We start from the raw sequence: 19,306 nt of genomic DNA, 5'->3' as shown, positions 1-19,306 counted from the left end.
TATGTTGCGCATTTTCAGGCCGAATCCCGCCTCAACCAGCACCCGACCCCGGGCGGCCGATGCCGTCCGAAGCGCCGTCCGGAGCCATGGCGGCGCCCTGGCCCCGCTGGGCCGCGCCGGCTTGCTCAAGGTTGCTCTGCTGGCCTACGCCCTCGGCCTGCCTGCTCTGCCCGCCGACGCTGCGGAGCCTGCCGCGAAGCGTCCGTCCGCGATGAAGGTGGAGGCGAAGCCTGCCGTTCCGGTGCAGGCCGCCACACCCGCGGCGGCCCCGGCGGCCGATGGTCCGGTTCTGCAGCTGGGCATCTACTCCCGCGACGGCGATGCGTGGCTGAGCTGGAAGAATTTGCAGCAGCGCGAGCGCGACCTAACGGCGGGCCTGACCGCATCGGTCATGCAGCTGGATGGGAAGAGCGGTGCCGGCGTGGCGCTTTACGCCCAGGTCGGCAAGGGGACGGACGCGCGGGCGCTGTGCCGGCGGATCGTCGGTGCCGGCTTCGGCTGCCTTGTCGTCGACCGGCCGGCCGTGGCCGAAAAGCCGGCGGAGAAAGCGGCGGCGGCTGCCACTGCCACGGTCACCGCTCCGTCCGCGCCGGCTGCGGGCGGCGCCTCGGCAATCCCGGCATTGGCCCCTGTTGCGGCGCCTGTTGCACCCCCTGCGACGGCAAAGCCGCCGGCCGTGACCGTGGCGGTCGCCCGGGCGCCGGCCCCCCTGCCGGCAGCTATACCGGCCCCCGTACCGGCCGAGGCCAAGCCGCCGCAGCCGGCCGGCAACCGCGAGACGGTGACGACAACCACTTCTTCCGTCCTGGCGCCGATCGGTTCGGCTGTCGCCGCTCCGCTGGCGCCCCCGCCGCCGTCGGTGGCCAACGCCACGCCGCCGGCCGACGGGCTGATCATCTACAACGAGGAAGACGCCCGCACCATGGCGGACATCGAGCAGCACAGCCGCCGCAAGGGCCGGCTGCGCTCGGTGATGCCGGATTCGCGCTATGACGTGATGCCGGCGACGCTGAAGCGGGAGAACTGGAACCTCTGCGCCCTGACCTTCGACGACGGGCCGCACCGCACGGTCACCCGCCAGATCCTGGACATCCTGAACCAGGAAGGCGTGCGCGCCACCTATTTCCCGGTGGGCCGCATCGCCGAGCGGCAGGGCGACCTGATCCATGATTTCGTCGCCGGCGGGCACGAGATCGGCAACCACAGCCTGACCCATTCCGACCTGCGCAAGATGGACGCCACCGGCGCCCGCTACGAGATCGCGGAGACCAACCGCATCCTGCGCAGCTTCGGCGCCAACCCGGTGCTGTTCCGCCCGCCCTATGGCCGCTATTCGGACGATCTGCTGGCCATCGCGCGGGACGAGCACATGGGCTCCGTCCTGTGGTCGGTGGACACGCGCGACTGGCAGGTGCGCAACGCCGACAAGATCGTCAGCCAGATCAAGCTGGGCGGACTGCCAGGCAACGTCTTCCTGATGCACTCCACCTATCCCAGCACGGCGCAGGCCCTGCCCCGCGTCATCGCCGAGCTGAAAGCCAAGGGCTGCGAATTCGTTACCCTGTCGGAATGGCTGGAGCGGGCGCGCGTCCTGGCGCTGCCGAAGATCGTCAATGCCGGCATGCCGTCACCGGGCGGGGACGAGGCGAGCGGCCGCCAGTAAGCCCCGACCGCCGCCTGCCCGCCGCCGCCCGATGGGACTTCAGCGGGCGCCCTTGCCGTCCTGCTTCTTGCGGTTCTGGGCGTATTGGCGGATCACCGCATCGACTTCCGTCGGCAGGATGCTCCAGGTCGCGCCGACGCTGTCGCCCTTGACCTCAACCACCGAAACGGTCGCGTTGAAGGTGAATTTGCCGGCGGGATCGTCGACGCGCACCGACACCTTGGCGTTCTGCCCGACCACCAGCGACCCGTCGAAGCCGCGGGCGACGAAGCCCTTGGTCGTCAGCGACACGATGGGATAGCTTTTTCCGTCGCACTGGATGACGCTGACCGGCATGCGGGCCGCCGGCTTGGCCGCCTTCTTGTCGGCCACCGAGACCTTCAGAAAATCGAAAAGCCCCATCCCGCGCCCCCGCAAAGCCGTCCCCGCTCTCGACGGACGGAAGGGCGAATGCCGCCCTCGCCCGCGATTAAACGCGGGTACGCTTCGGGTAGCAATGAAATCCTGCCGGGTTTCCGTCAGGGAAAAGCCTGATGCCTCAGGGACGGCCGGCGCCCTGCCCGGTCTCCTGACCGAAGCCCTGAATTGCCGTCCATGCCCGCTGCGCCCGCCTGAAGGACAGCAGGGTGAAGGGCAGCAGGGTGACGAGGACCACCGCCATGCCGGCCATCACCGACAAGGCCCCCAGCGCATCGGCGGCCGGAAGCTGCGCAACCAGACTGGCCATGAGATGCAGGATCAGTGCCCCCAGCACCGATGCACCGAGCAGCGGACCGACCACTGCGGGAAGCCCGCCCAGGATTCCCCGTGCCGGCGCTTCGGTCGGTTTGGCGACGGCATCGCCGTCCGCCCATCCGGACCGGACCTGCGCAGACCGGACGGCCGGGTATGGCAAGCCGGCGACGCCCCGCACAACGCTCCGCATCGGCACCTCCGCTCTGGCTGTTCTCCCGCACCCCGTACGGTCTGATGCATTTGGCCCAATCGGATTACCGAAGGAACCGGTACGGGAACTATAGGATGCTTTCTCCGGTCTGGCTAAAATCCAATACGGCTACCCCCTTGCGCTGAGCGCCAACTCCATCTCTGCCCAAAGTAAAGGCATCTTATGGACAGGTTCATTGGATAGGCACGACAAAGGGCTTGGCCGCCGGCCTCGCCCGCGGTCTCCACAGAGGCTGTGGATAACTGTGTGGGCAAACCGTGGGCAGTCCCGATTCGCGCAAGGCGATTCAAGGGGCCCACTGTGTTTGCCCAAAAATCAGGCAATCTACGCAACCACCTGATTTATAAGAATAATCACGTTTTTCCGGCTGTCGGCGCCTCAGCGGCGTGTCAACTGAAATCTGTCACATTTCGCCGGACCCTGTGATTTCACACCCTGTTGTGCCCTGTTGACAACTGCTCCCAAGGGCATTGCACCATCGTTGCGGGTAAGGCGGCCACCATCGGCCGCCCTATGACCTTCGTGCAGGAGGCGTCCGCAACCCGCGGCGCCGCCTAGCTTTCCGTCTTTGCCCAGCAGCGCAGCACCTCGGCCACGCTCCAGGCCTGCGAGATGCAGCCGCGCGGGGTGAACGGCGCCTCCGCATCGAAGATTTCGCTGATGGTGCCGATTCCGGCTTCGTCCAGATGCGGCAGGAAACCCTCCAGCAGGCGGCGCCCGCCCGCCTTGTCCTCCGGATGCAGCTTCAGCCAGGCATCGACATAGGGGCCGATCAGCCAGCCCCAGACGGTGCCCTGGTGATAGGCGGCGTCGCGCGCCCGCAGGTCGCCGAAATATTTCGCCTTGTAGTCGCGGCAGCCCGGCGCCAGCGACCGCAGCCCCAACGGGGTCAGCAGACGGCTGCGCACCGTCTCCACCACCGGCTCCCAGCGCTCGCGCTCCAGAACCGGATGGTCGAGCGAGACGGCGAAGATCTGGTTGGGCCGGCAGGCGATGTCGTCGCCATGCTCGCCATCCACCACATCGAACAGATGCCCGGCGGACGGGCACCAGAAGCGTGCGTTGAACGAGGCGCGCGCCTGATCGGCCAGCTCCTCCAGCGGACGGGCGGCGGCCTCGCCGTCCTCCTCGCGCAGCCAGCCGGCCATCAGCCGCAGGGCGTTGTGCCACAGCGCGTTGATCTCCACCGCCTTGCCCCGGCGCGGCGTGACCACCCAGTCATCGACCTTGGCGTCCATCCAGGTCAGCTGGTAGCCCTCCTGCCCCTGGCGCAGCAGCCCGTCCCGGTGATCGACGCCGATGCCGAAGCGGGTGCCGCGGCGGTGGAAGTCGATCACCTCGCGCAGCTTGGGCAGCAGCAGGCGCAGCGTGTCGCGGTCGCCGGTGACGCCGAGATAGCGGTGCAGCGCATGGAAGAACCACAGCGTGGCGTCGGCGGTGTGGTACAGCCCGCGGTCCTTGCCGTCGGGGAACATGTTGGGGATCAGGCCGTCGCGGATGTAATGGCCGAAGGTGTGCAGGATCCACCCCGCCTCCAGATGACGGCCGGTGGCGAGCGTCAGCCCCTCCAGCGCGATCATGGTGTCGCGGCCCCAGTCGGTGAACCAGTGGTAGCCGGCGATCACCGTCCGCACCTCGTCGCCCTCCGCCCGCGCCCGCATCTGGTCGGCGACACGGCCGGCCGGCACGAACAGGAAGCTGTCGGCCGACAGCACCAGCTCCGCCATCGCGCCGTCGCGCAAGCTGGGGTGCGCGTTCTGGATGATGCGGCGGCGGCGTTCCGCCTCGAACCCCAGCACATCGGCCGGCGGCAGGGCCTCCAGCCGCCACCAGTCCTCGGTCGCGGCGGCGAAGGTGATGCTCTGGCCCGCCCCGACCTCGCCGCTGAAATAGCCCGGCGTCCACAGCGACCCGCGCGCCTGATAGCCGCGCTCGTCCTCCACCCGGTAATAGACGTCGCGGCGGATGCCGCCGTCGAGCGTCATCGGGAAATCGCCGCCTTCGATGGCCATGCGCAGCACCGGCAGGTCGGGTCCGGCCGACACCTCGTAGCGCTGCCCCGCCGCGGTGATGCGATAGGCGCCGGCCAACGGCCGGTCCACCGCCGATTCCAGCGTGCGGAAGGCCAGCACCGGCCGCAGCCGCAGCTGCACCGGCGCCTTCGCCTCCATCACCCGGTAGGTGACATGGACGATGTTCTGGCCGTGCGGCAGGACGACCTGCTTCTCGATCACCGCCCCGCCGGCACGGAAGCGCCAGACCGGCAGACCGGCCTCCATGCGGAACTCCTGCAGGGCGGCGGTCTGCCCCTCCTCCCCCGCTTCGCCGCCGCCCGGATCGCCCCCACTCGGATCGCCGCCGGTGTCGCGGCAGCTCAGCCGGTAATGGTGGCCGTCGGCGTCGATGGCCACGTCGCTCAGCTGGCTCAGCATCAGCACGCGGCCGAGCGGGGCCGGCAATGCGGCGATCAGCAGCCCGTGATAGCGCCGCGTCACCGCCCCCGACACCGACCCGGAGGCATAGCCGCCAAGTCCGTTGGCGACCAGCCATTCACGGGTTTCGGCGCCGTTCGGACCTGTGTTCAGGACCTCGCGCGACAGGGTGCGGACGAAATCAGCCATGGTTGACCTATGCTCAGCTATCGGTTTCCGACCTCTTGGAAACCACGATGACCGGGGTTGTGTTGCCTCCGGCCCCATCACTTTTCGCTGGGTCGCTTTTCGTCGGGACATCACCGGCCGGCCCCAGAACCAGCGCCGCATGGCCGGGCAGCCGCCATGCGCCGTCCGTCTGTTCCACCGCCGGGGTGCCGCAACCGCCATAGGCGGGCTCCTCGCTGGACCACAGCACCGTCCAGGCACCGTCAAGGGGTGGCGCCAGCAGCGGATCGGCCAGCGCACGCAAGGTCAGGTCGCGGCCGAGATTGACCAGCACCAGCCGGTCGTCGTCCTCCTCCTCTCCGAAGAAGCGCAGGACGAAGGCCTCCTCCCCCAGCACGGCACCGTCCAGCCCGCCGACACGCTGGGCGGCGAAGACCGGATCTTCGCGGCGCAGGCGCAGCAGGTCGCGGTGCAGCGCCCAGACCGCGGCGTTGCTCTCCCGCTCGCGGTGGTCGAGCTTGCAGCGGGTGAAGCTGTCCTCCGCATGCGGCTTCGGCAGGGCGGCCTGCATCGCCGGCGCCGCGATGCTCGGGAACTGGCTCAGGAACTCCGCCCTGCCCTTTTCGACCAGCTCGGCTATGTCCGGCTTGTGGTCGGCGAAATAGAGGAAGGGGGCGCTGGCGGCGAACTCCTGGCCCTGGAACAGCATCGGCGTGCCGGGTCCCAGCAGGATCAGCGCCGTCATCGCCCGCAGCCGCGCGTGCGTGGTCAGCGCATGCAGCCGCAGGCCGCGGGCGGAGTTGGCGATCTGGTCATGGTTCTGCAGGAAGCTGACGAAGGCCGGGCACGGCACCCCGAAGGCCGGCATGCCGCGCCGCTTGCCCTGCCAGCGGTACCACTGCCCCTGATAGAGGAAGCCGTGCTTCATCGCCGACACGAATTCCTGCGGCGTGCCGCGATAGTCGGTGTAGTAGGCCTCCATCCGGCCGGTCAGGGCCACCATCGCCGAATGGTGCAAATCGTCGTTCCAGATGGCGCACAGCCCGCAGCCGCCCTCCGCGGCCGGCTTCACCATGCTGGCATGCTGCGGCTCGTTCTCCCCCACCAGGATGGTGGAGCGCCCGCCGCCGGCCTTGCGCACGGCGTGGGAAATCTCGGTCAGGATGTGCGGCTTGCCCTGGGATTCGCTGCCGTCATGGATCGACTGGGTGGCGTCCAGCCGCAGCCCGTCCAGATGATACTCCTCGATCCAGAAGGCGGCGTTGGTCAGGAAGAACTCCCGCACCGGCTCCGCATCGGGACCGTCGAAGTTGATCGCCTCGCCCCAATCGTTCTTGTAGCGGTCGGTGAAGTAATCGTCGGCGAAGCATTGCAGGTAATTGCCGTCCGGCCCGAAATGGTTGTAGACGACGTCGAGGATGACGGCGAGCCCCAGCCGATGGGCTTCGTTCACGAAGCGCCGCATGGCGTCGGCATCGCCATAGAGCCGCGTCGGCGCGAACAGGTTCACCCCATCATAGCCCCAGCCGAAGCGGCCGGGGAACTCCGACACCGGCATCACCTCCAGCACCGTCACCCCCAGATCGGCCAGCGCCGGCAGCTCCGCCAGCGCGGCGTCCCAGGTCCCGTCCGCCGTGAAGGTGCCGATGTGCATCTCGTAGATCACCTGCCCTCGGATGGCGCGGCCCTGCCAGTCCCGGTCGCTCCAGGCGAAGCGGTGCGGATCGACCAGCTGCGAAGGCCCGTGCGGCCCCTCCGGCTGGAAGCGCGACATCGGATCGGGATAGAGCATCTCCTTGCCGTCCAGCCGGAAGCGGTAGAGTCCGCCGGCCTCCAGCCCCGGCACCGCGGCGGAGAAATAGCCGTTCCCCTCGCCCGTCAGCTCCGTAGCATGTCCGTCCGGCTCGGAGACCAGTTCGACCCGCCCGGCCTTCGGCGCCCAGACCCGCGCATGAGCACCGCCGGGAAGCAGCTCCACCCCGATGGGCCAGCGGCGTTTGACTGTGGCCTGCGCCTGTTCGACAGGCGGAAGTGCGGCGGAGATGATCACGGCAAGTGCCCCCGGTGAGTGATGCGGACGTCCCTTGTGGGTCGGTCAACAGGGACGGGGCGGCGTGGTCACGCGGGTCCGGAAAATTGTTTCGGTATCTATGTATTTTGCAGGATTCGAGGATGACGCGCCCTAACCCTCACCGCTTGCCGTTGGGAACGAAGCCGCCGCCTGTGATCTCCATCCCGGCCATGTCGAGCCCCATGCCCTGCGCGCCCTTGGCGACAGCGGCCCGGACCTGCCGCATCCGTGCGGGATCACGCTTCGCCTGCTCCACCGCGGCGTCGATCAGCGTGGTCTGGACCAGCAGAGCCTCGGCAAGCTCCTGCTTCTCGGCATCGGACGCCCGGGCGGGGCTGCCGGCACCGTTCAGCGCCCTTGCGGCCTGGGCGCGGACGGCAGCGTACATGTCGCGGCCCAGCGTGTCGTTGTCGCCGCGCGTCGCCTGCCACGCGGTGATCCACCACAACGCATAGACATCCGCGAGATTGTCGGTCCGCAGGCCGACGGGGGCAATCGCCGCCCCGATCCGCTCGATGATGTCGCCCTCGGCGAACAGCCGTTGCAGATCGGCGGCGCCGTTCGGATCGACCGCCCGAGTCTTTTCGATGAAAGCGGCGAGATTGGCGCTGCGCCGCGCCTTCGACGGCGTAAAGCCCAGCCGCGAGACATCCGGCGGCGTGCTGCGCCGTTCCTGCTCGTTTCTCAGTTCGCGCAGATGGGTGCCGAGAATGTCCGTCTGGGCAATCGACGGCACAAGGGTGCTCCACGCCCAGCCGTCGATGATCGACTGCTGGGCTGCCGCGTCGCTCCCGCCCAGCGCGACGGCCAGAACGACCGCGCTCAGAAACCTCCGCATCCCACCTTCCTTTTCCCGAACTCCGAAGAGGGAGAGCGGACGACAGACCGGCCTCGCTGGAAAGAGACCCGATGGAGGTATCGCTTCCGGCGCCGCGGCTCCTCTCAAACCCGCTCGCCGAAGCTCCGTGCGGCGGCGTCGATCACCAGCGGGTGGGCACGGAGCGCGGTCAGCGCCGCCTCGACCTTGTCGTCGGTGACCTCCAGCGTCACCACCACGTCGGAGCGGTCGCCACGCTCGGCGTCCCGCTCCTCCCGCCCCCGCTGCACGACGGTGCCGAAGCGGTCGCGCAGGCTGCCGACGATCTCGGCCTCGACGCCCCGGCCGCGCTCCGCCGGATAGGCATAGACCAGTTCCATCTGTCTCTCCCTTCGCTTCAGCCCTGCGGCGCGAAGACGACGCGCAGGCAGTCGTCGGCCTTCTCCTTGAACATGCGGTAGGCCTGCGGGCCGTCGTCCAGCGGCAGTCGGTGGGTCATCAGGTAGGAGGGATCCAGCTCGCCGTTGCGGATGTGCTCGAACAGCCGCTCGGCATAGCGCTGGCCGTTCTGCTGTCCCATGCGGAAGGTCAGGCCCTTGTTCATCGCCGCCCCCATCGGGAACTTGTCGATCAGCCCGCCATAGACGCCGACGATGGACAGGGTGCCGCCCTTGCGGCAGCTCTCGATCATCTGGCGCAGCACCGCCGGCCGGTCGGTCTGCAAACCCACCGCCTGCCTGGCCCGGTCGTATAAATCCTCCACCGCGTTCGACCCGCTGTCGGCCTCCATGCCGACGGCGTCGATGCAGACGTCGGGGCCGCGTCCGCCGGTCATCGCCTGAAGCGCGTCGAAGACATCGACGCGGCTGTAATCCAGCGTCTCCGCCCCCGCCTTCATCTGGGCGGCGCGCAGCCGGTCGGGAATGCGGTCGATGCCGATCACCCGCTCCGCCCCCAGCAGAGTGGCGCTGCGCATCGCCATCTGGCCGACGCCACCGCAGCCCCACACCGCCACCACGTCACCCGGCTTGATGCCCGCCATGTCGGCGGCCATGTAGCCGGTCGGCACGGCGTCGGACACGAAGACCGCCTTCTCGTCGCTCACCCCCTCCGGAACGCGGAAGGCGTTGAAGTCGGCATAGGGCACGCGGATGTACTCGGCATGGCTGCCGGCATAGCCGCCGAAGGCGTGGCTGTAGCCGAAGATGCCGGCGCCGCAATGGCCGTAGGCGGTGCGGGCGTAGTCCGGGTTCGGGTTAGAGTTGTCGCACAGCGAGCTTTCGCCGTGCTGGCAGTGCCCGCAATGGCCGCAGCCGATGATCGACACCGTGATGACGCGGTCGCCGCGGTTGAGATAGCGGACCTCCGGCCCCTTCTCCACGATCTCGCCCAGGAACTCGTGGCCGATGATGTCGCCGGGCCGCATGGTCGGCACATAGCCGTCGATCAGATGCAGGTCCGACCCGCAGACTGATGACAGCGCCACCTTGACGATCACGTCATGCGGATTGACCAGCACCGGGTCGGGCACCCGCTCCACCCGCAGGTCGTTGGTTCCGTTCCAGCAGAGCGCCTTCATTCCGTCGCCTCCCGGAAGGGGCCGGCGGTTCCTCCGCGCGGCTGCCGTTCGATGGTGGACAGCTCGCCCGTCTCCACCCGCTGCTTCAGCCGGCGCAGCGCCTCCTCCGCCTGTCCTGCCGGCGTGGTGCCCAGCAGCGCCGCCACCTCGGTCGCCGGCACGCGGTAGACCAGCGTCAGCCGCACCTCCGTCCCGCGGTCGCCCGGCGCCGGGCTCAGCATCAGCGAGGCGCGGTGCGGCAGGGCCGTCTCGCCCACCGTATGCCAAGTCAGCAGCCGGTCCTCGTCGACGCGGTCCAGCACGCAGCGCCAGCTCGGCGCCTCATTCGCCGACGCTGTCGCGGATTTGCCGATCCAGCGGCTTTCGGTCGCCGACAGCACATCGACCCGCTCCAGCTGCGGCATCAGTTTCGGCAAATTGGCGAAATTGCGCCAGAAGCGGAAGATCGTCCCGGCATCCGACGCGATGGTGACCACCGCCTGCGTACGTTCCGGCGTCAGCGACCGGCGGCGGGTGGCCGGACCCTGGTGGCGCCACGCGCCGGGATTCGGTGCCGTGCCGAGCGACCGCTCGCCGAAGGGCCGCAGCCCGAGGGCACCGGCGGCGAACAGGCCGGCGCCGCCCAGCGCCATCATCGCCCCGCCCCAGCCCGGCCGCTGCAATCCCAGAACGCCGAGCGCCGTACCGCCGACCATGGCAAGCCAGCGGCCGCCGGTCGCGGCATCGCCTGATCCCGCGCCCGCAAGGCCGGAACCCAGGCCAGAGAGGAGAGAGTCCGGCTGCGGCCAGCGGCCCCGCCCGGTCAAACTGTTCGACGCCATCGCCGCTCCTTTCCCGTCTGTGCAAAGACTATGGACAGAGAACAGCCGGGTTGCGGCTTCGTTGCCTCACCTGCCGCCTTACCTGCTGTGGTAAGCGGCAACCGCAGGGCGTCTGCGCTGTTAGGCTCTACAGCAAAGATCGGATGGGGGGATGGCCGTGCCTCTTCTGGACGCCACCATGGGCATCGCCGACGCCGAAGGCTTTCGGCCGGTGACACTGGAAACCGACCGCGGCCCTGTCCAGGCCCGCTTCTACCCGGCGCCGGACGGCGAACTGGCGGTGCTGTGGGTCGGTGGGGTCGGCGGCGGGTTCGACACCCCGGCGCGCGGGCTCTACCCGCGTCTGGCCGCGGATTTCACCGCCGACGGCGTCGCCTCGCTGCGCCTGCGCTTCCGCGATCCGCGCGACCTGGAGGAGGCAGTGCACGACGCGCTGTGCGGGCTCAGCTTCCTGGGCCGGCAGGGCATCCACCATGTGGCGCTGGTCGGCCATTCCTTCGGCGGCGCGGTGGCGATCCAGGCGGCGGCGTCGAACCGGGGTGCGGTCTGCACCGTGGTGACTCTGGCGACCCAGGGCTACGGCACCGATCCGGTCGGCGACCTGTCCTGCCCCATCCTGCTGATCCACGGCGAGGCGGACGAGATTCTGCCGGCCAGCTGCTCCATCCACGTCCACCGCAAGGCGGGCGAACCGAAGAAGCTGGTTCTGGTCCCCGGCACCGGCCATGCGCTGGAGGAGACGTCGGAAGCGGTCTGCCGCGAGGTGCGCGACTGGCTGAAGACCTACCTGCTGAAACGATAAGGGGCGCCCCCGGCGCCCCCCTCGATCTGCTTGGAAACTCCCTCAGCTTTCCTTGGCCTTGTGCGTGTCGCTGATCGGCTGCACGCCCGCCGGCTGCTCCTGCTGCTGCTGTTGGGGCTGCTGCTGTTGCTGCTGCTCCGGCGGGGCCTCGCGCCGCGGCGGGCCGGCCTTCACGTCCTGATAGACCGCCTTGGCGATCTCCAGCAGCTCCTCCTTCGACAGGCGGCCGGCAAGGGCGTAGGCCAGCGGCCCTTCGACCCAGTAGAAGGTCGCCACGTCGCCATTCTGGGTGAAGCTGAAGTTCGACTGGTTGCCGCTCTGCGGAGCGCCGACGAACAGGGTGATCCGCTTGTTGCCGTCGTTGGCGTACATGTACTGCGCGCCGGCGCCGAGGTCGGTCGGCAGCGAGCGGCCGCCGATCAGGCGATAGCCGACGCGGCCCAGGTCCGGCCCGAACACGTCGCGGCCCATCCGCTTCGACAGCCAGCCGTTCAGCTCGTCCTGATTGTCGGCGCCAAGTTCCACCTGGAAGCGTTCGTCCGAGGTGTAGAAACGGTGCGCCTGGGTGGCTTCCTGGGCGAAGGTGGCGAGCGTCTGGCGCTGCTGGGCGACAGGAGCGCCGACCTGCTGGTCGACCCCGCGGCCCATCCAGCCGCCGGCGGCACCGGCGACGACCAGCATCACCGCCGCAGCGAAGCGCACCAGCGGACGGGCATGCCAGGCCGGACGGTTGTCGTTGAAGGCAACGCGTCCCTTCAACCGGTCGGACAGTTCCTGGACCTTGTCGCTCGGCGGCTCGCGCAGGACGGTGTCGAACATCTCGTGCAGCAGCGTCGCCTGGGCGCGGTAATCCTCCGCCCGGCGTGCCGCCTCCGGATCCTCGGCCAGCCATCGCTCCACCGCCAGACGGCGGTTGCCGTCCAGCTGTCCGTCGACATAGGCGTGGAGTTCGTCCTCCGTAACCCGTCCCAGTCCCTGATGCGCGTTCATCACTTCACCCGCCGGAGGGTAACGCCACCCTCGTTCGCCAGTTTCGCCCGCACCGCCTCGCGCGCCCTGGACAGGCGCGACATGACGGTCCCGATCGGCACGCCGAGCATGTCGGCGACCTCGTCGTATTTCAGGCCCTCCAGCGCCACCAGAAGCAGCACCTTGCGCTGTTCCTCCGGCAACTCGTCGACCGCGCGCATCATCTCGCGCAGCTCGACACGCTCTTCCTGCCGGGGCGGGCTGACCAGCTTTGATTCGACGTCGTCGACGTCGACCTCCTGCGGCCGGGCAGCCTTGGAACGGACCTGATTGACGTGGACGTTGTGCAGGATGGTGAAAAGCCATGCCCGCAGGTTCGTCCCCGCCTGGAAGCTGTCGGCGCGCGCCACCGCGCGCGTCAGCGCCTCCTGCACCAGATCCTCCGCATCCGCGCTGTTGCGCATCAGCGCACGCGCGTAGCGCCGCAAGGACGCGATGTGGACTTCCAGATCGACCCCGAATTTGCTCAACCGCGCACCCGATCCTTAACCGATCACGCCACGGCTCACGCCATGGCCTTCCCCTTCTGCCGACAAGGCGGACGGGACGACGCGGGCGCCGCAACTCCAGAGGCCGGGCCGGCTCTTTCGACCTTGCGGCCGAAGGGGAGACCCGATGCATATGGGTGCGAACGCGCGCCGCGCATCCTTTATTCCAGACTTTATGAGGCTTGCAGCAAAATTTGTGCGGGACGGCCACGCTTGTGCCGAAAAGGCTTCAGAGCGGCCCCGTCAGTTGCCGGCCAGGGCAATCCGCCGCTCCGCCAATGCCGCCAGATCGGCCCGCAGCCGCTCCACCGGCCCCGACCAGTCGCCGGGAACCGTCTGGCGGTAGAGCCGCGCCGTCGGATACCAGGGCGACTCCTCACGCCCGCGCAGCCAGCGCCATTCCGACCCGGCATGCAGCAGCACCGACGTAGGCCGGCCCAGCGCGCCGGCCAGATGGGCCATGAAGGTGCAGGAGCTGATCACCACATCCAGTTCCCCAAGGGCAGCCGCGGTGTTGTCCATGCCCTGCAACGCGTCGCCCCAATCGACGGTACCGGCGGGCAGCGGGAATTTGGCCATGTCGTCGCGCCCCTGCCCGAACTGGAGCACCACCGCCGTCGTCCCCGGAATGCCGAACAGCGGCAGCAGCGGCTCCAGACGGGGCGAGCGGACGCGGTCATAACGGAAATGCACCGAACCGGCCCAGACGATGCCGATCTTCAGCCCCTCAAGCCCCGCGGCCCTCCCAGCCCAAAGATCCTTCGCCGCCTGCGAGGCGTGGAGATAGGGGATGTCCGCGGGAACGCTGTCCAGCTCGGTCCCCATCCGATGGACCAGGCTCATCACATGGGCATGCATGTCGTAGGGCGGCAGCTCTTCGTCATAGCCCAAGGCGGCGTCGACGATGCCTGAGGACCGCAGCAGCCCCAGCAGGTTTTCCTGGCCGCAGAACAGCACCCGCATCCCCTGCGCCCGCAGAATCGGCGCATAGCGGATGAACTGGATCGCATCGCCAATTCCACGGTCGGCATGGATCAGCAGGGTCGCCCCCGGCCGGATGCTGCCGTCCCAGTCCGGCCGGTCGAAACGCCGCGGCGGCTGGAACAGCGGCAGTCGCACCCGCTCCTCATAAAGCGCCGCCCCCTCGCGCAGGCGCCCCATCAGCATCAACGCGCTGCCCTGCCCGACCGCCGCCTCCGCCAGGGCCGGGTCGAGGCGGCGGGCATGGGCGAAGGCCGCCACCGCCGCTTCCGCCCGATGCCGTTGCAGATGCGCGAATCCGAGATTGCTCCAGCTTGCCGGATCGGCCGGATCGAGCGCCAGCGCCCGGCTGAGCGCCGACTGCGCCTCCTCGATCCGTCCCGCCTCGACCAGTTCCGCCCCTGCCGAGGCCCAGGCCGGCGCTGTGCCGCGAAGCCGGGCCAGCCGGGCCAGCTCCGTTGCCGCCGCCGGCATGGCCTGCCGGCGCAGGGTTTCCGCCAGATTGTTCAGGCTGCGCCCATGGTCGGGCGCCAGCAGCAGCGCCGCCCGGTAAAGCGACAGCGCCGCCGATGCGTCGCCGCTCCCCAGCCGCAGATCGGCGAGATCGCAGAGCAGGTCGGGAGCGAGCGCGCCGGCAAGCACCGCCCGATGCAGGACGACCGCCGCCTCTTCCTCCCGCCCCAGCCGTTTCAGGCAGGCCGCGAGGTTGCGGGCATAGGCGGGATTGCCCGGCGCGCTGCACAGCGACCGCTGGAACGGCGCCAGCGCCCCGACCGCATCGCCGCTGCCGATGGCCGCGACGCCGAGGATGCTCCAGCCATCGCCGCGCCCCGGATCAAGCGCCAGCGCCTGCCGCAACGCCCTGCGCGCCGCAGCCGGTTCCCGCCGCTGCAACGCCGCCGCCGCCGATTGAATGAGTTGGAGAACGTCGCCCACGACCATGCCCCGCCATGCCCCCGATCAGAGTGTTGGGTCGGTCGGGGAGGCGTGGTGGGCCCGGCCGGATTTGAACCGACGACAACACCGTTATGAGCGGCGCGTTCTAACCGCTGAACTACAGGCCCTACCGCGGGGCGCACTTTGCGACAAAGCTTTGGGGAATTGCAACCCCTCGTTCATCGTTCCGACGCGGAAACCCGAAAACGAAAACGGGGGCCGATTGGCCCCCGCTTCGCTTCGAAAAGCACGCTTCCCGATCAGGTATCCCAATCAGGTATCCAGGAAGCTGCGCAGCTTGCGCGACCGCGACGGGTGCTTCAGCTTGCGCAGCGCCTTCGCCTCGATCTGGCGGATACGCTCGCGGGTCACGTTGAACTGCTGGCCGACCTCTTCCAGCGTGTGGTCGGTGTTCATGCCGATGCCGAAGCGCATGCGCAGCACACGCTCCTCGCGCGGCGTCAGCGAGGCCAGGACGCGGGTCGTCGTCTCGCGCAGGTTCGCCTGGATGGCGGCGTCCAGCGGCAGGACGGCGTTCTTGTCCTCGATGAAATCGCCGAGATGCGAATCCTCTTCGTCGCCGATCGGCGTCTCGAGGGAGATCGGCTCCTTGGCGATCTTCAGGACCTTGCGGACCTTCTCCAGCGGCATCATCAGACGCTCGGCCAGCTCTTCCGGGGTCGGCTCGCGACCGATCTCGTGCAGCATCTGGCGGCTGGTGCGGACCAGCTTGTTGATCGTCTCGATCATGTGGACCGGGATGCGGATGGTCCGCGCCTGGTCCGCGATGGAGCGGGTGATGGCCTGACGAATCCACCAGGTGGCGTAGGTCGAGAATTTGTAGCCGCGCCGGTACTCGAACTTGTCCACCGCCTTCATCAGGCCGATGTTGCCCTCCTGGATCAGGTCCAGGAACTGCAGGCCGCGGTTCGTGTACTTCTTGGCGATGGAGATGACGAGACGCAGGTTGGCCTCGACCATCTCCTTCTTGGCCCGGCTCGCTTCCTTCTCGCCCTTCTGGACGGTGGAGACGATGCGGCGGAACTCGTTGATCGGCAGGCGCGCTTCCTCGGCGACGTTCGAGATCGACTCGCGCGTCTTGCGGATTTCGCCGTCGTACTTCTCCGCGAACTTGCCCCAGGTCTTGGGGTTCAGGCCGCGGATGCGCTCCAGCCAGTTCGGGTCCAGCTCGTGGCCGAAATACTGGTTCAGGAAGTCCTCGCGCTTCACCCGGCACTCGGTTGCCATGCGCAGCAGGCGGCCTTCGAAGCCGGTCAGCTTGCGGTTCAGGCCGTAGAGCTGCTCGACCAGCTGCTCGATGCGCTGGTTGTTCAGGCGGACGGTGTTCATCAGCTCGACCATTTCGAGCTTCAGCTTGTCGTACTTCTTGTCCGTCTGCTTGCCGACGTCCTCGCCGCGCTGCATCGCGCCCATGCGGGCCTCGTGCAGCTTGTGCAGCTTGTCGTAGGTCGCCTTGATGTTCTCGAAGGTCTCGATGACCTGCGGCTTCAGCGCGGCTTCCATCGCGGACAGCGACAGGCTGTTGTCGCCCTCGTCGCCTTCCTCGCCCTCTTCGCCCTCGCCTTCGGCGCGCGGCGGACGCGGCTCGTCGCCTTCCTCACCGGCCGGCGCATCGGCACCAGCAACGACGGGAGCGGCGGCGGCGGTGCCGGCAGTTCCGGCGGCGCCAGTGGCGTCAACCACTTCGGCCAGCCCTTCCGGCAACTCCTCGCCATCCGGGCCGCCGCCATAGGTGGCATCCAGATCGATGATGTCGCGCAGCAGCATCTTCCCTTCCATCAGGGAATCATGCCACTCCAGAATGGCGCGGATGGTCAGCGGCGATTCGCAGATCGCGCCGATCATCATCTCGCGGCCGGCTTCGATCCGCTTGGCGATGGCGATTTCGCCTTCGCGCGACAGCAGCTCCACCGACCCCATCTCGCGCAGGTACATGCGCACGGGATCGTCGGTGCGGCCGATGTCGTCGTCGTCGAGGTTGCCCGACGAACGGCCTTCGCCTTCGCCTGCCCCCTCGCCGCTGTTCTCCGAATCCTGCTCTTCCGATTCGACGATGTTGATGCCCATCTCGGACAGCATCGCCATCGTGTCTTCGATCTGCTCGGACGAGGACGAATCCTGTGGCAGCGCTGCGTTCAGCTCGTCATAGGTGACATACCCGCGCTCCTTGCCGCGGGCGATCATCTTCTTGACGGCCAAACCCATGCCGTCCATCAGAGGACCGTCTGCGGATTCCTCCCGCGTTTCGGAAACTTCCACGCTGTTCGCAGCTTTCGTGGCCATGCGATCGGTGCCCCCGCATTACCCCAGTGAATAAAGACGAAAGGAGCGCCCGGTCCCGGTTTCCCGGCCCGTCCGCCCCACCCCCAACCATGTATCTACCCAGAACCCGCCATCACAGAAACTGTCATGCGGCCCCGTCCTCTTGCCCTCTGTACCCATCAACCGACATCCGATTGCCGACGATATGCATCATCAACCGTCAGAGGTCGTCAAAGTCACTGTCCGCGATACCCATGCCGGACTTTATGACCTCCTGCTGAAGAGCCACGACCCTCGCGAAGTTGGCCTCGCTGTTGTCACGGGTCAGAGCGGCCTTCGCTTCCCTAAGATCGTCGAGCACCCGCTCGTGATGCAGATGCCGCCACGCAGGCCACCATCCCTTCCGAGCATCCTCCGTGGAGGCGTCCGGACGGGCGAAGCCGGCATGGACATAGGTCGACTCGCCTAGCAAAGCACCGACCATTGTCTCATGGCCGGCGGATGACAAGTGGCGACAAAGCGCATCGGCGTCAAGTGTCGAGTCGTGGTTGCGGTCGTCGGAAAGGCATTCGATGACCGCCCAGCGCAGTTTTTCGAGATCCGGGTCACCGAATGGCAACAGCCCCAGCGGCTCCGCCAGTTCGCCGAACAAATCCGGATGGTTGATCAGCGTGGCCAGCAGAATGCGCTCGCGCATCGACGCGAGGCGGGAAGCGCGGCCGCGCCCCTCCCCCGCCGGCTTGGAGGTCAGGCGTCCGGGCGTGCCCGGCACATGGCGGCGCGGCGCCTCGCCGAAGCGTCCCCGCCCCTGCCCCGGCACCCACGGCCCGCGGTTGTAGGCCGGCCGCGCCGGGGCGAAGGCCTCGTCGACGCGGCGGCGCATTTCGGTGCGGTAGAAGCTCTGGACGTCGCGGTCGGCGATGGTGGCGACGCGGGCCTCCAGCGCCGCCTTCACCGCGGCCTTGGCCTCCGGTGTGTCGGTCGGCCGGCCCTCGCTCTCCATCCGCCACAGGGCGTCGGACAGCGGGATGGCGGCCTCCAGCACCGCTCCCATCGCCTTCGCCCCCTGGGCGCGGATCAGGCTGTCGGGGTCCTCGCCCTCCGGTAGGAAGGCGACGCGGGCCGACTGGCCGGGGGCGAGGTGCGGCAGGATGCGCTCCACCGCCCGCCAGGCCGCCCGCCGGCCGGCATTGTCGCCGTCGAAGCACAGGAACGGCACCTTCTCCGCCGCCGGGATCAGCTTCCACAGCTCCTGCACCTGGGTCTCGGTCAGCGCGGTGCCCAACGGCGCCACCGCCCCCTCGAAGCCGGCGCGGACCAGCGCGATCACGTCCATATAGCCTTCGGCGACGATCACCGGCTTGCCGTCCGCCGCCGCCTGCCGCGCCCGCGACAGGCCGTAGAGCAGCGTGCCCTTGTGGAAGAGCGGAGTATCGGCGGTGTTGACGTATTTCGGCCCGTCGCCCTCCAGGATGCGGCCGCCGAAGGCCACCACCTGCCCGCGCCGGTCGGTCACCGGGAACATCACGCGGTTGCGGAAGAAGCTGTAGGGCGACCGGCCGTCGTCCGGCCGCTTCAGCAGCCCGGCATTGACCATGTCCTCGTCGGAGAAGCCCTGTTTGCCGAGATATGTCCTCAGCGCATTCGAATCGCCGGGCGCGTAGCCCAGCCGGAAGCGTGCGATGGTCTCGCCGTCCAGGCCGCGCCGCAGGAAGTAATCCAGCCCCGACCGCCCGGCGGAAGTGTGCAGTTGCTGTTCGAACCAGCGCGCCGCCTGCTCGACGAGGTCATGCAGGGTCTTGCGCCGCTCGTAGCGCTGGCGGTCCTCCTCGGTCGGGCGCGGCACCGGCAGACCGGCCTCGCCGGCCAGATGCTCGACCGCCTCGGGGAAGCCGAGATTGTCGTGGCGCATGACGAAACCGATGATGTCGCCATGGGCTCCGCAACCGAAGCAATGGAAGAAGCCCTTCTGGTCGTTGACGTAGAAGGACGGCGACTTCTCATTGTGGAAGGGACAGGGGGCCTTGTACTCGCGGCCGGCGCGGATCAGCCGCAGCCGCTTGGAAACCACTTCCGACAGGGTCAGCCGGGTGCGCAGTTCTTCCAGGAATTGGGGCGGGAAAGCCATGGTCGAACGGTCACCGGATGCGATAAGCAGGAAACAAAGGCGCAGAGCTATGGCAGAGCCATAGTATGGGAACCGGAACTGCCGCCCCCAAGGGCGCCGATGGTGGCGCGGATGGGGCGGACCATCGGCATCCGTCCGACTGAGCGGGACCCGGCCGATCGG

15 protein-coding genes and 1 tRNA gene are annotated in these 19,306 nt (G+C 68.5%); 2 read left to right on the top strand and 14 right to left on the bottom strand.

Translation table 11 applies throughout. The features are described 5' to 3' along the window. The first annotated feature begins 121 nt into the window (after nucleotides 1-121). Nucleotides 122-1,663 (top strand): polysaccharide deacetylase family protein, encoded by a 1,542-nt coding sequence (locus ABNQ39_RS02950; RefSeq protein WP_376958792.1) that lies wholly within the window; start codon nucleotides 122-124, stop codon nucleotides 1,661-1,663. A gap of 39 nt (nucleotides 1,664-1,702) precedes the next feature. Here the strand turns inward: ABNQ39_RS02950 and ABNQ39_RS02945 are convergent, their stop codons facing one another. The 8 genes from ABNQ39_RS02945 to ABNQ39_RS02910 all read right to left on the bottom strand — a co-directional run bounded on the left by ABNQ39_RS02945 (nucleotide 1,703) and on the right by ABNQ39_RS02910 (nucleotide 10,497). Beyond that, the gene (locus ABNQ39_RS02945; RefSeq protein WP_376958790.1) at nucleotides 1,703-2,065 is read right to left on the bottom strand and encodes a hypothetical protein; all 363 of its coding nucleotides are present in this window, start codon (nucleotides 2,063-2,065) and stop codon (nucleotides 1,703-1,705) included. Nucleotides 2,066-2,201: 136 nt separating this feature from the next. Continuing rightward, nucleotides 2,202-2,588, bottom strand: a complete 387-nt coding sequence (locus ABNQ39_RS02940; protein ID WP_376958788.1) for a hypothetical protein — start codon at nucleotides 2,586-2,588, stop codon at nucleotides 2,202-2,204. Between the two features lie 575 nt (nucleotides 2,589-3,163). Further along, the gene (locus tag ABNQ39_RS02935) at nucleotides 3,164-5,230 is read right to left on the bottom strand and encodes an amylo-alpha-1,6-glucosidase (protein ID WP_376958786.1); all 2,067 of its coding nucleotides are present in this window, start codon (nucleotides 5,228-5,230) and stop codon (nucleotides 3,164-3,166) included. 13 nt (nucleotides 5,231-5,243) lie between these two features. Further along, nucleotides 5,244-7,259, bottom strand: a complete 2,016-nt coding sequence (gene treZ / locus ABNQ39_RS02930; protein WP_376958784.1) for a malto-oligosyltrehalose trehalohydrolase — start codon at nucleotides 7,257-7,259, stop codon at nucleotides 5,244-5,246. 139 nt (nucleotides 7,260-7,398) lie between these two features. After that, nucleotides 7,399-8,118: a DUF6683 family protein gene (locus ABNQ39_RS02925; protein WP_376958782.1), complete on the bottom strand. Its 720-nt coding sequence runs from the start codon at nucleotides 8,116-8,118 to the stop codon at nucleotides 7,399-7,401. A gap of 104 nt (nucleotides 8,119-8,222) precedes the next feature. After that, on the bottom strand, nucleotides 8,223-8,477 hold the full coding sequence (locus ABNQ39_RS02920; protein WP_376958780.1) for a hypothetical protein: 255 nt from the start codon (nucleotides 8,475-8,477) through the stop codon (nucleotides 8,223-8,225). 17 nt (nucleotides 8,478-8,494) lie between these two features. Continuing rightward, nucleotides 8,495-9,676 carry a zinc-dependent alcohol dehydrogenase gene (locus ABNQ39_RS02915; RefSeq protein ID WP_376958778.1) on the bottom strand — a complete coding sequence of 394 codons (1,182 nt, stop codon included), beginning with the start codon at nucleotides 9,674-9,676 and terminating at the stop codon, nucleotides 8,495-8,497. Continuing rightward, entirely contained in the window at nucleotides 9,673-10,497 is an 825-nt protein-coding gene (locus tag ABNQ39_RS02910; RefSeq protein WP_376958776.1) for an SRPBCC family protein, read from the bottom strand. Before ABNQ39_RS02910 ends, ABNQ39_RS02915 begins: the two co-directional genes overlap by 4 nt. A 151-nt stretch (nucleotides 10,498-10,648) precedes the next feature. Here ABNQ39_RS02910 and ABNQ39_RS02905 point away from each other — a divergent pair, with 151 nt between their 5' ends. Continuing rightward, nucleotides 10,649-11,299, top strand: a complete 651-nt coding sequence (locus ABNQ39_RS02905) for an alpha/beta hydrolase (protein WP_376958774.1) — start codon at nucleotides 10,649-10,651, stop codon at nucleotides 11,297-11,299. A gap of 42 nt (nucleotides 11,300-11,341) precedes the next feature. Here the strand turns inward: ABNQ39_RS02905 and ABNQ39_RS02900 are convergent, their stop codons facing one another. The 6 genes from ABNQ39_RS02900 to dnaG form a co-directional block, all read right to left on the bottom strand. After that, nucleotides 11,342-12,289 (bottom strand): anti-sigma factor family protein, encoded by a 948-nt coding sequence (locus ABNQ39_RS02900; RefSeq protein ID WP_376958772.1) that lies wholly within the window; start codon nucleotides 12,287-12,289, stop codon nucleotides 11,342-11,344. Continuing rightward, nucleotides 12,289-12,798, bottom strand: coding sequence for a sigma-70 family RNA polymerase sigma factor (locus tag ABNQ39_RS02895; RefSeq protein ID WP_042703142.1), 510 nt, complete (start codon nucleotides 12,796-12,798; stop codon nucleotides 12,289-12,291). Before ABNQ39_RS02895 ends, ABNQ39_RS02900 begins: the two co-directional genes overlap by 1 nt. 261 nt (nucleotides 12,799-13,059) lie before the next feature. Then, nucleotides 13,060-14,733 (bottom strand): tetratricopeptide repeat protein, encoded by a 1,674-nt coding sequence (locus tag ABNQ39_RS02890; protein WP_376958770.1) that lies wholly within the window; start codon nucleotides 14,731-14,733, stop codon nucleotides 13,060-13,062. Nucleotides 14,734-14,785: 52 nt separating this feature from the next. After that, nucleotides 14,786-14,861 (bottom strand) — tRNA-Ile (locus tag ABNQ39_RS02885). Nucleotides 14,862-15,006: 145 nt separating this feature from the next. Further along, nucleotides 15,007-17,037, bottom strand: coding sequence for an RNA polymerase sigma factor RpoD (gene rpoD, locus ABNQ39_RS02880; RefSeq protein WP_376958768.1), 2,031 nt, complete (start codon nucleotides 17,035-17,037; stop codon nucleotides 15,007-15,009). Nucleotides 17,038-17,236: 199 nt separating this feature from the next. Then, nucleotides 17,237-19,144: a DNA primase gene (gene dnaG / locus ABNQ39_RS02875; RefSeq protein WP_376958766.1), complete on the bottom strand. Its 1,908-nt coding sequence runs from the start codon at nucleotides 19,142-19,144 to the stop codon at nucleotides 17,237-17,239. Nucleotides 19,145-19,306: the final 162 nt, after the last annotated feature.

Source organism: Azospirillum sp. A26, assembly GCF_042604635.1.
GTDB classification, from domain to species: domain Bacteria; phylum Pseudomonadota; class Alphaproteobacteria; order Azospirillales; family Azospirillaceae; genus Azospirillum; species Azospirillum palustre.
The sequence above is the reverse complement of the archived record's forward strand: the minus strand, read 5'-3'. Positions and strand labels throughout refer to the sequence as shown.